This window comes from Pseudomonas yamanorum, assembly GCF_900105735.1.
GTDB lineage: Bacteria > Pseudomonadota > Gammaproteobacteria > Pseudomonadales > Pseudomonadaceae > Aquipseudomonas > Aquipseudomonas yamanorum.
The window spans coordinates 330,050-343,426 of record NZ_LT629793.1 but is presented as its reverse complement, the minus strand read 5'-3'; the positions used below and the strand labels follow the sequence as shown (position 1 = coordinate 343,426).

Below are 13,377 nucleotides of genomic sequence, written 5' to 3'. Positions count from 1 at the left end.
CAGGACAGAGGCAAAGCACGGGTTTTAACAGATGCCTTGGCTGTGCAGGAAATATTTAGACAGCCGTCATCGGGCATTGCTTGCAAAGTATTACAGGGTTGCTTCCAGTACCGAGAAGAAGTGTCCGGGTAATGGCGAGGGATTGTCGGTGCTCCAATTGAGGTAGAGCCCGATGGTGGAAGGCGACACGGAGAGGGGAACAAACACAACTTTGTCACCGGTGATCGAACGGGCAATCGACTCTGGTACCAGTGCCACCCCAAACCCGCACGCCACCAGGCCAATCAGGGTGTGCAATTGATCGGCTTCCTGGACCACGCGCGGATAGAAGCCTGCGGCCTCGCACAAGACGATCAACTGGTGGTGATAGCCGCTGCCCAATACCTGTGGGGTGAACACAAAGTCGGCATCGGCGAAATCCTTCAGCTCGATAGCGGCGTTGCCGGCATCGGGATGGTCCACGGGCAGCGCCATCAGAATCGGTTCATCCAGTAATAGCCGGGACTCGATGTGATCCGCCAGACCCGGCAGACGGCGCAAAAAGGCGATATCGGCCTCACCCGTTATCAGAGCTTTCGCCTGGCTGGCGGAGGGCATTTCCTTGATCACCAGCTGCACCTTGGGAAACGCCTGGCGAAACTGCTTGAGGGCATCCAGCAGCCAGGGATAACCGGCAATCGACACCGAGGTGATGGTGAGGGTGCCGGCGACTCCCTGAGACACCTGCCGGGCGTGTTCGACGCCTTGCTGCAATTGCCCGAGGACGGTGTAGGCCGTCTGAAGAAACGCTGCCCCGGCCGGCAGCCGCCGCACACCGCGTCGGTCACGCTCCAGCAGTGCAAACCCCAACTTCTGTTCCAGGCGATTGATCGCCTGGCTCAACGCGGGCTGCGCCATATGCAGGCGCAGCGCAGCCTTGTGAAAGTGCAGCTCCTCGGCAACGGCAACGAACTGGCGCAGCAGGCGGGTTTCGATCATCAGGGCTGATCCTTCAGGTAGATGGAGCCTGTGGGGCTTGATACGTCCGGGGTATCAACATCGCTGTTTTTCAGTATTAAACAGGGTGGCCTCGGGTTGTTAGGGTGGAGTGCCTATCAGGAGAACGCAACGATGGACTTTACAGGTAAAACCGCAATCGTGACCGGTGCCGCCCGAGGCTTGGGCTTCAGCTATGCGCGTGAGTTGGCGCGCCTCGGCGCGCAGGTGGTGATCAGTGATATCGGCGCGGACACCCTCGGTGATGGTGTGGACCCACAGGTGGTCCAGGCGGCTGCGCTGGCGCTTCAACGTGAAGGTCTGCAGGTGGTTAGTCACGTGGGTGACCTGTCCGGTGAAGCTGGCTGCCAAGACCTGATCGAGTGCGCCATCACCCATTTCGGGCAGCTCGATATCCTGATCCACAATGCCGGCTGGGTCGGCTATCAACCGATCGAGGCCGCCGACGCGGCGTTTATCCGACGGGCAATGGACATCAATGTCTACGCACCGATCTGGCTGTGCAAACACGCCTGGCGGCATCTCCAGCAATCCATCGCACCGCGCATCGTGCTGACCACCTCTGACCGTGCGATGTACACACACTATGCCCAGCCGGGACTCGTGGCCTACAGCGCCGGCAAGATGGCGCAATTGGGGATCATGAATGCATTGAGTGGGGAAGGGGCCGAGGATGGAATCCTGGTCAATGCCATCTCGCCGGTAGCCAAGACCCGCATGTGGGGCGTGAGCGGCGAGCCGCACAACCTCAAGCCGGAGTGGGTAACCCCCGGGGTGATCTTCCTGGCTTCTGCGTTGTGCCTGGACAGCGGTTATATCCTGCGGGCCAGTAACGGCCAGTTCACCGCCACGCGTTTCGCTGAGAATCCGCATGTCGAGTATCCGGTTGACCTGGCGCGGGTCCAAGCCTCGGACGCTACGCAAGTCGCCGCATCATGGGAGGCCATCAAGGAGAGTTGAAGGTCACGCAAGATAAAGCGTCAGCCCTTGGGCCTCATAGGGTTGCAGCAGTGCCTGCGGCGTACTGGCCAATGCGACGATCGCGCTGGCATGGGCCAGCTCCACCACTTGGTAGGGCGATGCGGTGTTGAGCTTTTCCGAGGTGGCCAGCACGATGGTTTCAGCTGCGGCGTGGCACAGCGCGCGCTTCACCACCGCCTCTTCATAATCGCCGGTAGACAGGCCGGCACTCGGGTGCACACTGCACACCCCCATGAAATACAGGTCGGCGTTTACTCGGCCGATGGCCTCCAGCGTGGCCGCGCCAACCCCCACCAGTGAATGGCGAAACAGCCGGCCGCCGAGCATGATCACTTCAATCTGCGGATGATCCACCAAGGCCATGGCAATCGACGGGCTGTGGGTGACCACGGTGGCGCTGAGGTCCGCCGGCAAGTGATGGACCAGTTGCAGGCACGTGGTACCGCCATCGATAAACACCACCTGGCCGGGCTGCACAAGTTGTGCTGCCGCGCGGCCAATGGCGATTTTTTCCTCGGGCACCAGGTGTTCCCGTACCGAAAAATCCGCCATCGCGGGCGAAGCCGGCAAGGCGCCGCCATGCACCCGCAGCAGCAAACCTTCCTTGGCCATTTCCCGCAGGTCGCGGCGAATCGTGTCTTCGGACACCTCCAATGCCTGGCTCAACTCCTTGGCAATCAGCCGGCCATCGCGGTGCAGCGTGTCCAGCAGGTGTTGTTTGCGTTGTTGGGTCAGCATCAGTAGCTTCCTGCACGTTTTTTCTTGACTGTGCACGATTTTGCACGACATGCTGAATAACACAAGACAAAAAGGCCCCGCCATGGAAAACAGCCCCGTTCGTATCCACGCCGAAGAGTTGCTCTCGGATAACTGGTATGTGCTGAAAAAATACACCTTCGACCTGCGCCGCCGCGATGGCAGCTGGCAGTCCCAGACCCGCGAAATCTATGACAGGGGCAATGGCGCGACCATCCTGCTGTACAACCGCGAACGGCGCACGGTGTTGCTGATTCGCCAGTTCCGCATGCCGACCTTCGTTAATGGCTACCACGGCTACCTTATCGAATCCGCCGCTGGCCTGCTCGACAACGCCAGCCCCGAGGAACGTATTCGCCTGGAAGCGGAAGAAGAGACGGGCTACCGTGTGGGGCATGTAGAAAAGATCTATTCGGCCTTCATGAGCCCGGGTTCGGTGACCGAGCGCATTCACTTTTTCATCGGCGAATATCAGCCCGGTGATCGGGTCAGTGATGGCGGCGGGCTGGAAGATGAGGGCGAGGATATCGAAGTGCTGGAGTTGGGATTTGAGGCGGCTCTGGCCATGGTAGAAAGTGCCGAGATCGTCGATGGCAAGACCATCATGCTGTTGCAGTACCTGGAATTGCGGATGTTGAAAGAGGGCTGGTGATGTCGCGACGGTTATCGCTTGCGCTGGCGATGTTGCTTGCCGGATGCAGTGGTGTGAGTGCTGAGCAAACGTTTGTCGGTGATGGTGCTGTTCCCGCGTTTTATACCTGGACCGACAAGCTGCCTGCCTCACCCGGGCAGATGCTGCGCAGCGAGCCGTTGACCGGCCAGCAAAGCCTGGCCGATGCAGGGCAGAACATCCGTATTTTGTACACCTCCACCGACGGTCTCGATGCCCGCAAGCGGATTGTCGTTTCCGGTGCGCTGTTCCTGCCCAAGGGCACACCGCCGGTGGGTGGTTGGCCGTTGATGGCGTGGGCCCACGGCACGGTGGGCAGCGCCGATATCTGCGCGCCATCGTTCGCCGGGCGCAGCCCGCGAGATACGCGGTATCTCAATTATTGGCTGGCCCAGGGCTACGCCATCGTCGCCACTGATTACCAAGGGCTTGGGACACCTGGCCTGCATCCGTATGGGCTGACCAGTCCGCTCGCTTATGGTGTGCTCGACAGCATTCGTGCGGTGATGGCGGGTGATTTCGAACTCTCCAAGCGGGTGGTGGTGTTCGGGCAGTCTCAGGGCGGCCGTGCTGCGTTTGCCACGGCGGTCTATGCGAAAGACTATGCGCCCGAGTTGGATATTGTGGGGGTGGTGGCGACCGGTACACCTTACGCGGCTGCCCATAAAACGGGTGACAGTGCCGAGGTGGAAAAGGCACGCAGTTCGGTGGTGCCGACCTTTGCCTACAACCTGCTGCGGCTGAGTACAGCCACTTTGTTTGATCCTTCGTTCGTGGCTGCCGACTACTTGAGCGAGCGTGGGATGCCGGCGTTTGAGATCAGTCAGCGTGATTGCTTGCATGTCATAGAGCAGCGGGTAATGGCTGATGGGCTCAGCTTCAATGACAGCTTCAAGCGTTCGCCGAAAGCGGCACTCGACAGGGTTTATCGTGAGTCGGCGTATCCGACGTTGAAGACGGATATTCCGGTGTTCATCGGTACGGGGGGGCAGGATCGGGATGTGTTTGTGCCGGGGCAAAAGGCGCTTGTCAGGGGTGCGTGCAAGGCGGGGGATCGGATCGAATGGCATTTTTATCCTGAGCTTGATCATTCTGCGACGGTCAATGGTTCGCTCGTGGACTCGACGCCGTTTGTGCGTAGGGCGTTTGCGGGGGAGGTGATTGGTGGGAATTGTGGGGGGTAGTTTTTTTGGGTGTATATCCGTTATTTAGGTAACGGCCGCTTATGGTTCCGCTCTTACAGCGGCTCACTTTGGAAAAGCCCCAAAGTAAGCAAAGGGCTCTGCCCCGCCTGTCGGCACCTCGCCTAGGCTCGGTGTTCCCTCACTCCGGCATTGCTCCGCGGGCCGCCGCGACGGGCCATCCATGGCCCGGCGCGGCTAAACCGGCGTCCTGCCGGTTTACCCGCTCCGCAATACCTGCGTTCGGCCTCGGGCTTATTGGGGCAGTCAGATCAAAATCAAAAGCAGATCAAGAGCACAGCGGCCTACCGGCCGGCTTGAGTGTTAAAAGCAAAGGCAAAGACCAGAGCGAAAGCCAAATCTGAAGCTGATGCAGCTCTGCTTTTCTGTGGGAGCTGGCTTGCCTGCGAGGCAGACACCTCGGTCTTCCAGATGCACCGAGGCGATCCAATCGCAGGCAAGCCAGCTCCCACATTTGACTGTGCCCGCTTTTGATTTGGCTTGTGCCTTTGCTTCACTACACTCAAGCCGGCCGGTAGGCCGCTGTGCTCTGCTTTTGATCTTGATCTTAGGCGCCCCATTAAACCACGCTGGCCGAACGCAGGCTTTGGAGCGTGGGTAACCCGGCAGGACGCCGGGTTAGCCGTCCTGGGCCAAGGATGGCCCATGACGGCGGCCCACGGTCCAAAGCCGGAGTGAGGGCACACCGAGCCTAGGCGAGGTGCCGAGTGGTGGGGCAAGAGCGTTTTGCTTACTTTTGCGCTCTTCAAAAGTGAGCCGCTGTAAGAGCGGAACCATAGGCGGCCGTTACCTAAATAACGGATATACCCCCAATCCCCAACACACTCACCCCAATTTCACATTCATGGTAATCCGCGCGGTAAACACCAATTTCCCCTCCGCATCCAGCATCTCCACCGGCACCACCTTGTCACCCGCCGTTTGCCAATCAATCCCCTCACCATTGGCCGTCGCCGTCACGCTGCTCTTGGCCTTGGCCAGATACTCCACCGTCATCCCCTTGGGAATCCACCGCGCACCCGCCGGCACAGAAACGTCCGTCATGGTGCCCGCCGCCAACTCCGCAGCGTTGCACATGGCAATGGCGTGCACCGTGCCCAGGTGGTTGGTAATAGCCTTGCTGAACGGCACTTCCACCGAGGCAAACCCCGGCCGCAACTGGGTCATCAACGGATTGATCGTGCTGAAGTAGGGCGCCATCTGGCACGCCAGTTTGCTGAACGCTTCGGGACCGACACTGTTGAACATGCTCAAAGCCTGACTCATGGTGCTGCCTCGCTGAGGTGTGAGATTTACGGAATATTATTCCGATACAGAATTATGTTCTGTAACGGAACAGTATTCTGCCCATGGGAAATCTGTCAAGCTGCCCGGGCTTATCCTTTCTTCAAACGATTGAGCTCATGTTCAGCATGCAAACCCCGGATCTGCTCCAGCGTTGCTTCCCTGGCCGAAGGGCCGAATTGAAGCGCGACATCTTCAAGGCCGCCCTCGACCTGTTCAACGAGCAGGGCCTTGAAGCCACCACCATCGAGATGATCCGCGCACGTTGCGACACCAGCGTCGGCGCGATCTATCACCACTTCAGCAACAAGGAAGGCCTGGTCGCCGCGCTGTTTTTTACCGCGCTGGAAGACCAAGCCGAATTGCGTGGGCGTTATCTTGAATCGGCCGAAACGGCGAAGGAGGGTGTGTACGCGCTGGTTCACAGCTATGTCGATTGGGTCGACAGCGAACCGCAATGGGCGCGTTTTCAGTACCACGCGCATTTCGCCGTGACCAAGGGGCCATTCGCCGCCGAGCTGGAAAGCCGCAACCAGGCGCGCAATGCAGTGCTGAAGGATTGGATGGGGCTACCTGGGCGTGCTGATCAGCTTAATCAGGTACCGGCCGAACTGCTGCCGGCACTGATCATCGGCCAGGCCGATACCTACTGCCGCGCCTGGCTGGCCGGGCGGGCGACCAGCAGCCCGCGACTCTATCGCGAGACCCTGGCCGAGGCCGCGTGGCGTTCGGTGGGCGGCGCCTAGGGCGCCGAAGGCATCACGCGCACGGCACCGGCGTCATCGCGACCTGGTAGCGCTCATCAAAATCATCCGCCAACTGGGCCAGCGTCACCTCGCCCAAACGCTGCAGGAGCAAAGCCTGGGCGTCATCAAAGGCCTGGTTCAGCGCCGCATTGACGGCCTGTTCCACCAGGCATTGCGGATGATCAGTGGACAAGCCGACGGCAAAGATCGACGACGTGCCGAGGGCGTTGTGGATGTCCAGCAACGTGATTTCACTCAAGGGTTTGCCCAGGCTCCAGCCGCCTTGATGGCCTTTTTCCGAACGCACATAACCTTTCTCCTTGAGCAGGCCCAGGGTGCGGCGTACCACCACCGCGTTGGTACCAAGCATCTGCGCGATGGTCTCCGAGGTGGCGCGTTCCTCGTGGCGGCCCATGTGGATCAGCACATGGAGCATGCGCGAAAGCCGGGTGTCGTTTCTCATCTGCAAGCCTCTGGATTTCCTGCCCGAAAGTATCGTTCGTAACGATTAGAGTTGCGAGATGCTTGACGAGGTATTTTTACGTAACTTATGGTGTGTCGTGAATGCCCGGCAACCGATGCAAGGGCCACCAGAGAGGTCATCTTCATGGTTTACGACGTGATTATCGTGGGCGGCAGCTACGCCGGAATGTCCGCCGGCCTGCAATTGGCGCGGGCCCGGCGCAAGGTGCTGGTGATTGATGCCGGGCAGCGGCGCAATCGGTTTGCGGCCACCTCCCATGGTTTCCTCAGCCAGGATGGCCAGCCGCCGGAGCTGATCGCCGCCGAAGGGCGAGGGCAGTTGATGGAGTATCCGACGGTGACCTGGGTGCAGGACACCGCCGTTGACGCTACCCAACGCCAGGACGGTTTCGTGGTGCAAACCCGCTGCAGCGGTGGGTTCAACGCTAAGCGCCTGATCCTCGCCACCGGCGTGGTGGATGAGTTGCCCGAGGTGGAAGGGCTGAAGGAGCGTTGGGGCAAGCATGTGTTCCATTGCCCGTATTGCCACGGCTACGAGTTGGATCAAGGCCGCATCGGCGTGCTGGCGACTTCGCCGCTGGCGATGCATCACGCCATGCTGCTGCCGGATTGGGGCACTACCACGCTGTTTACCAACGGCGTATTTGTGCCGGATGCCGAACAGCAGGCGCAACTGGATCGGCGCGGGGTCAGCGTCGAAAGTCAGACGGTGCGGCGGATTATCGGTGAGCGGGCGGATATGGAATTGGCAGACGGTCGAGTGATCGCCCTGGACGGTATCTTCACCCTGTCCCGTACGCGTATGGCCAGCCCGTTGGCCGAGCAGTTGGGGTGTGAGTTTGTCGAAGGGCCGACCGGACCTTATCTACTGACCAACGAAACGCGCCAGACCACGGTGCCCGGCGTGTTTGCCTGTGGTGATGCCAACCTGGCCGGCGGCTCGGTAGCGCTGGCAGTAGGTGAGGGCGTGCGCGCCGGGGTGGGCGCGCACTTTTCGATGATCTTCAGCTGAGGTCAGCGCACCAGGCACGGCCGCTTGTTATCGAACGTCCAGCCCGGAATCATGAACTGCATCGCCACGCTGTCATTACGTGCCCCCAGGCCCATGCCTTTGTACAGTTCGTGGGCGTGGGCCACGGCGTCCATGTCGATGTCCACGCCCAGGCCCGGTTTGGCCGGCACCTTGATATGCCCGTCGACGATCTTCAATGGAGCCTTGGTCAACCGCTGGCCGTCCTGCCAGATCCAGTGCGTGTCGATGGCGGTGATTTCCCCCGGTGCCGCGGCAGCCACCTGGGTGAACATCGCCAGGGAAATATCGAAGTGATTGTTGGAATGCGAGCCCCAGGTCAGGCCCCACTCGTGGCACATCTGCGCCACGCGCACCGAGCCTTGCATGGTCCAGAAGTGTGGATCGGCCAGTGGGATGTCCACGGACTGCAACTGGATCGCGTGACCCATTTCCCGCCAGTCGGTGGCGATCATATTGGTGGCGGTCGGCAGCCCGGTGGCACGGCGGAATTCGGCCATGACTTCACGCCCGGAGTAACCGTTTTCCGCACCGCAAGGGTCTTCGGCGTAGGCGAGTACGTGATGCTGGTCGCGGCACAGGGCGATGGCTTCTTTGAGCGACCAGGCGCCGTTGGGGTCCAGGGTGATGCGCGCATCGGGGAAGCGTTCGGCCAGCGCCGTGACCGCTTCGATTTCTTCGGTGCCGCGCAGTACGCCGCCCTTGAGTTTGAAGTCATTGAAACCGTATTGCGCCTTGGCCGCCTCTGCCAGACGCACGATGGCTTCGGGGGTCATGGCTTGTTCGTGACGCAGGCGGAACCAGTCTTCGGCATGGTCTTCACTGCGATAGGCCAGGTCGGTTTGCTGGCGATCACCGATGTAGAACAGGTAGCCGAGCATCTTCACCGCGTCACGTTGCTGGCCTTCTCCGAGAAGGGCCGCCACCGGGACTTCAAGGAATTGGCCGAGCAAATCCAGGAGCGCGGCTTCCATCGCCGTGACGGCATGGATGGTGACGCGCAGGTCGAACGTCTGCAAACCCCGGCCCGCCGAATCCCGCGCGGTGAAGGTCTGGCGCATGGCATTGAGGATGCTCTGGTACTGGCCGATGGGCTTGCCGATCACCAGGCTGCGGGCGTCTTCCAGGGTTTCGCGAATGCGTTCGCCACCCGGTACTTCACCCACACCGGTACGACCGGCGCTGTCGGTAAGGATCACGATATTGCGCGTGAAAAACGGCCCGTGGGCGCCGCTGAGGTTGAGCAGCATGCTGTCGTGGCCGGCCACCGGGATGACTTGCAGTCCGGTAACGACGGGGGCGCCGTTGGCGTGGTGCTGATGTTCTGTGTTCATCGTGGAGTCCTTATTTGCTCAAGACGGGGGCGGGTTGCAGCACGCTGCGGGTGGTCGGACCGGGCAGTGTCCTGGCGAAAAACACCAGGATCGCCGCAAGGATCGAAGTGCCCGCCAGGCCATACAAGCCGCCCTGGATCGAGCCGGTGGTCTGCTCCAGAAATCCAAAGGTGGTGGGTGCGACAAACCCGCCGAGGTTGCCGATGGAGTTGATCAGTGCAATCACTGCCGCCGCGATCCGCGCATCCAGGTAACCCTGGGGAATCGGCCAGAACAGCGAGGACGCAGACTTGAAGCCGATCGCCGCAAAGCAGATCGCGATAAAGGCAAAGATCGGCCCGCCGGTGGTGGACAGGAACATCCCGACGGCAGCGATCAGCAGTGCCGCCGCGACCCAGGCTTGCTGGAACTTGAACTTGCCCGCCAAGGCAGCGAAGGCGTACATCGCGATGATGGAAATCAACCACGGGATCGAGTTGTAGAACCCCACCTGAATGTCGCTGAGGTCGCCCATCTTTTTGATGATGCTCGGCAGCCAGAAAGTGGCGGCGTAGATGGTGAGCTGGATGCAGAAGTACAAGGCGCAGAACAGCATGATCTGGCGGTCCTTGAGCAGCTTGCCCAAGGTCGGCTTGACCGTGGTGGCGGCATCACGCTCACGTTGCTCGCGGTCGATCTCGCCCACCAGCGCATCCTTTTCTTCAAGGCTGAGCCACTTGGCGTCGTGGGGCTTGGAGTCCAGCCAGAACCACACGAAAAAGCACAGCAGCACCGAGGCCATGCCTTCGATGATGTACATCCACTGCCAGCCGTGCAGGCCAAGGCCGGTGATTTGCAACAGCACGCCGGACAAGGGGCCGGAGATCAGCGAGGCGAGGGCCGAGCCGCTGAGGAAAATCGCAATCGCCTTGCCGCGTTCGACACCGGGCAACCAGCGGGTGAAATAGTAAATCACCCCAGGGAAGAAGCCGGCTTCGGCCACGCCCAGCAGGAAGCGCAGGATGTAGAAGTGGGTTTCGTTCTGGATGAAGGCCATCAACGTAGCGGTGATGCCCCAGGTGAACATGATGCGGGTCAGCCAGATGCGCGCGCCGACTTTTTGCAGAAGCATATTGGACGGCACTTCGAACAGCGCGTAGCCGATGAAAAACAACCCGGCGCCGAAGCCGTAGGCGGCCGCACCAATGCCCAGGTCGTGCTCCATATGGGTACGCACAAAGCCGATGTTGACGCGGTCGATGTAGTTGACGATGAACATGATCACGAAGAGCGGGAGCACGTGGCTCTTCACTTTCTTGATCGCGCGGGCCAGGACCGGGTCGGTGGCAGGCGCAGCTGTCGCAGGGCTGGAAGGGGTCACGAGGTCAAACTCCCACTGATTATTGTTGTGCGGGGAAGTGCTTGGGTTACCAGAGATGTCTGACAACTTGATAGACATCATACAACTGCGATTTCAGAGATGGCAACCCTTTGTAGGAGCGAGTTTGCCCGCGAGAAGCCTCAATGATTACGCGGTAATATTGATTTTTTGCGGTGTGGCGGGCTTTTTCGCGAGCAACCTCGCTCCTACAGGTATTTGTTTGTTGTCATACAAGTTGGCTCATCTAAGAATGCTAGTATTGCCAGGCGCCCCTGAACGGAATTCCTGATGCAAAACCCCAGCTCGGCACCTCATCGCAAGCGCTCCCCGGGACTTGCCCACGACATCGTCACCGCGTTGACCCAGCAGATTCTCCTGGGGCAAATGGCGCCGGGTGAAAAATTGCCGTCCGAATCGGCCATCGTGGGTGAGTACGGCGTCAGTCGCACGGTGGTGCGCGAAGCGCTCTCCAAATTGCAGGCCGCAGGGCTTGTAGAAACCCGCCACGGTGTCGGCACCTTTGTGCTGGCGCGCGACGAACGTCAGGGCCTGCACCTGACCCATGACACCGCTGCCAGCGTGCGCGGCATTCTTGAGCTGCGCATGGGCCTGGAGACCCAAGCGGCCGCACTGGCGGCCCTGCGCCGCACCGACGAACAATTGCAGCAGATGCGCCAGGCGCTGGATGACTACCAGGACTCACTGGCCAACAACGACAGCGCCGTTGAACCCGATGTGCGCTTCCATCGCTTGATCGCCCAGGCCACCGGCAATACCTATTTCACCGACGTGATTTATCACCTGGGCAATTCGGTAATCCCGCGCACCCGAATCAACGCCGAAGAGCGCGGTGACGCGGATCTGATGGAACTGGGTCGGCTGGCGAACCTTGAGCACGAGGCGATCCTGAAAGCCATTCGCCGGCAGGACCCGGACGCGGCCAGAGCCGCCATGCTGTTGCACTTGAGCAACAGCCTGGAGCGGATGACGGGGGAGTAGTCTCGCCAGGGTCATTTTTTTCAATACCGCGATCCGTCTTCCCCTTAAGGTTCAGCTCATACCTGCACAACAACAAGGAACTGCAATGAGCTTGATCATTTCCATGGCCGCCTTCGCCCTGGCCACCTCCATCACGCCGGGACCGGTGAATGTCGTGGCCATCAGTTCAGGGGCGCGCTTTGGGTTTGCCGCCAGCCAGAAGCACGTGGCCGGGGCCGCGCTGGGGTTCACCTTGCTGCTGGTGCTGATTGGCCTGGGGCTGCATGAAGTATTGGTGCGCTGGCCGCTGCTGACCCAACTGATTCAATGGGGCGGGGTGGCGTTCCTGTTGTACATGGCCTGGAAGCTGGCGGTGGACGATGGGCGACTGGACGCTGAAGGCACGGCCACGGCGCCCTCGATGCTCTACGGCGCGATCATGCAGTGGCTCAACCCCAAGGCCTGGCTGGCGTGTGTGGCAGGCATGGGGCTGTTTGTCGCCGATGGTGATGCCCGGCAAGTCTGGCTGTTTGCGGCGATCTACCTGGTGATTTGCTACCTGTCGGTGGCGTGCTGGGCGTACGCCGGGACGTTCCTGCGCCGTTACCTGAGCAACCGCCAGGGCATGCGCCTGTTCAATCGCTCCATGGCCGCGTTGCTGGTGGCCAGCGTGGGGTATCTGCTGCTGGCCTGAGTCAGCCGCGATATTGCCCGGGCGTCGCCGCCAGGTGCTGTTTGAACGTGCGCTGGAAATGCGCCTGGTCAGAAAAGCCGGCTGCCAGTGCGACGTCGGCGATCAACTGGCCGCTGCGTAACTGGGTGCGGGCAAACTGGATGCGCCGGTTGACCAGGAATGCATGGGGCGTCATGCCGTAATACTGTTTGAACGCACGGATCAGGTAGGACGGCGACAGCTCGGCCGCCTGGCAAATGTCTTCGAGCTTCAGGGCCTCGGTGCAATGCTCGCGAATATAGTCGGCGGCGCGCTCCAGTTTGTGATTGACCTCACGCACCGGGGTTGTCGAAGGATTGAGACGCTGCTGCACGTCGGTGAAAAAACTCACCACCGCACTCTGCTTGTGCAGGTGTTCGGCGTGGTTGTCCACCAGCACCTCATACAGCTCGTTCAGCCCGATGTACAACGCGATATCCGTGGTGTGCGTGGCGGAGAACGGTCGAAAGTCCTGGTCCTTGCTGAAACCCAGCTGGTGCTGCAGGTCGGTCAGCCAGGCCGTATCGATATACAGCATGTGATAGGACCAGGGCAGATCATCAATGGGGTTGCAGGCGTGGACATCCCCGGGGTTCATCAAGACCACGGTGCCGGTGCTGATCTTGAGGGTCGATGCCCCATGGATGTACAGGCTCTGCCCGGACGTGATCGCACCGATGGAAAAGTGCTCGTGGGCGTGGCGGGTGTAGCAGACCTTTCGCCCGTCGGCGATGGTCCGCGCCTCAATGAACGGCAGGCGTTCGTCGCGCCAGAAGGAAGGGGCAGTCGGTTCGAGGGGCGATCGCATCACTACAAGTCTCACCGGGAAACAATGCAGTGAATAA

At 60.6% G+C, this 13,377-nt stretch carries 14 protein-coding genes; 7 read left to right on the top strand and 7 right to left on the bottom strand.

Annotated features, from left to right (window positions below):
- Positions 1-90: 90 nt before the first annotated feature.
- The gene (locus BLU46_RS01605; protein ID WP_093197643.1) at positions 91-978 is read right to left on the bottom strand and encodes a LysR family transcriptional regulator; all 888 of its coding nucleotides are present in this window, start codon (positions 976-978) and stop codon (positions 91-93) included.
- 132 nt (positions 979-1,110) lie between these two features.
- Between BLU46_RS01605 and BLU46_RS01600 the strand changes: the two genes are divergently transcribed.
- Positions 1,111-1,956 (top strand): SDR family NAD(P)-dependent oxidoreductase, encoded by an 846-nt coding sequence (locus BLU46_RS01600; RefSeq protein WP_093197639.1) that lies wholly within the window; start codon positions 1,111-1,113, stop codon positions 1,954-1,956.
- Between the two features lie 3 nt (positions 1,957-1,959).
- Here BLU46_RS01600 and BLU46_RS01595 read toward each other — a convergent pair whose 3' ends face one another.
- Complete coding sequence (locus tag BLU46_RS01595) at positions 1,960-2,715, bottom strand: DeoR/GlpR family DNA-binding transcription regulator (RefSeq protein WP_093197635.1); 756 nt, start codon at positions 2,713-2,715, stop codon at positions 1,960-1,962.
- A gap of 82 nt (positions 2,716-2,797) precedes the next feature.
- Here BLU46_RS01595 and nudK point away from each other — a divergent pair, with 82 nt between their 5' ends.
- Positions 2,798-3,385: a GDP-mannose pyrophosphatase NudK gene (nudK, locus tag BLU46_RS01590; protein ID WP_093197631.1), complete on the top strand. Its 588-nt coding sequence runs from the start codon at positions 2,798-2,800 to the stop codon at positions 3,383-3,385.
- Complete coding sequence (locus BLU46_RS01585) at positions 3,385-4,587, top strand: alpha/beta hydrolase (protein WP_172834508.1); 1,203 nt, start codon at positions 3,385-3,387, stop codon at positions 4,585-4,587. Before nudK ends, BLU46_RS01585 begins: the two co-directional genes overlap by 1 nt.
- 843 nt (positions 4,588-5,430) lie before the next feature.
- On the opposite strand, the gene BLU46_RS01575 is transcribed toward BLU46_RS01585, so the two are convergent.
- On the bottom strand, positions 5,431-5,871 hold the full coding sequence (locus BLU46_RS01575) for a hotdog fold domain-containing protein (protein ID WP_063030800.1): 441 nt from the start codon (positions 5,869-5,871) through the stop codon (positions 5,431-5,433).
- 146 nt (positions 5,872-6,017) lie between these two features.
- Between BLU46_RS01575 and BLU46_RS01570 the strand changes: the two genes are divergently transcribed.
- Positions 6,018-6,635, top strand: coding sequence for a TetR/AcrR family transcriptional regulator (locus BLU46_RS01570; RefSeq protein ID WP_063033992.1), 618 nt, complete (start codon positions 6,018-6,020; stop codon positions 6,633-6,635).
- A gap of 13 nt (positions 6,636-6,648) precedes the next feature.
- Here the strand turns inward: BLU46_RS01570 and BLU46_RS01565 are convergent, their stop codons facing one another.
- Complete coding sequence (locus BLU46_RS01565; RefSeq protein ID WP_026077973.1) at positions 6,649-7,098, bottom strand: Rrf2 family transcriptional regulator; 450 nt, start codon at positions 7,096-7,098, stop codon at positions 6,649-6,651.
- Positions 7,099-7,242: 144 nt separating this feature from the next.
- Here BLU46_RS01565 and BLU46_RS01560 point away from each other — a divergent pair, with 144 nt between their 5' ends.
- The gene (locus BLU46_RS01560) at positions 7,243-8,130 is read left to right on the top strand and encodes an NAD(P)/FAD-dependent oxidoreductase (RefSeq protein ID WP_093197627.1); all 888 of its coding nucleotides are present in this window, start codon (positions 7,243-7,245) and stop codon (positions 8,128-8,130) included.
- A gap of 2 nt (positions 8,131-8,132) precedes the next feature.
- Here BLU46_RS01560 and gudD read toward each other — a convergent pair whose 3' ends face one another.
- Positions 8,133-9,482 (bottom strand): glucarate dehydratase, encoded by a 1,350-nt coding sequence (gene gudD, locus BLU46_RS01555; protein ID WP_093197623.1) that lies wholly within the window; start codon positions 9,480-9,482, stop codon positions 8,133-8,135.
- 10 nt (positions 9,483-9,492) lie between these two features.
- Positions 9,493-10,842: an MFS transporter gene (locus BLU46_RS01550; protein ID WP_093210061.1), complete on the bottom strand. Its 1,350-nt coding sequence runs from the start codon at positions 10,840-10,842 to the stop codon at positions 9,493-9,495.
- Positions 10,843-11,130: 288 nt separating this feature from the next.
- Here BLU46_RS01550 and BLU46_RS01545 point away from each other — a divergent pair, with 288 nt between their 5' ends.
- Together BLU46_RS01545 and BLU46_RS01540 are read left to right on the top strand one after the other, a co-directional pair.
- Positions 11,131-11,841 carry a FadR/GntR family transcriptional regulator gene (locus BLU46_RS01545; RefSeq protein ID WP_017477549.1) on the top strand — a complete coding sequence of 237 codons (711 nt, stop codon included), beginning with the start codon at positions 11,131-11,133 and terminating at the stop codon, positions 11,839-11,841.
- A gap of 85 nt (positions 11,842-11,926) precedes the next feature.
- Complete coding sequence (locus BLU46_RS01540; protein ID WP_093197618.1) at positions 11,927-12,514, top strand: LysE family translocator; 588 nt, start codon at positions 11,927-11,929, stop codon at positions 12,512-12,514.
- Between the two features lies 1 nt (position 12,515).
- Here the strand turns inward: BLU46_RS01540 and BLU46_RS01535 are convergent, their stop codons facing one another.
- Positions 12,516-13,340 (bottom strand): helix-turn-helix domain-containing protein, encoded by an 825-nt coding sequence (locus BLU46_RS01535; protein WP_093197613.1) that lies wholly within the window; start codon positions 13,338-13,340, stop codon positions 12,516-12,518.
- Positions 13,341-13,377: the final 37 nt, after the last annotated feature.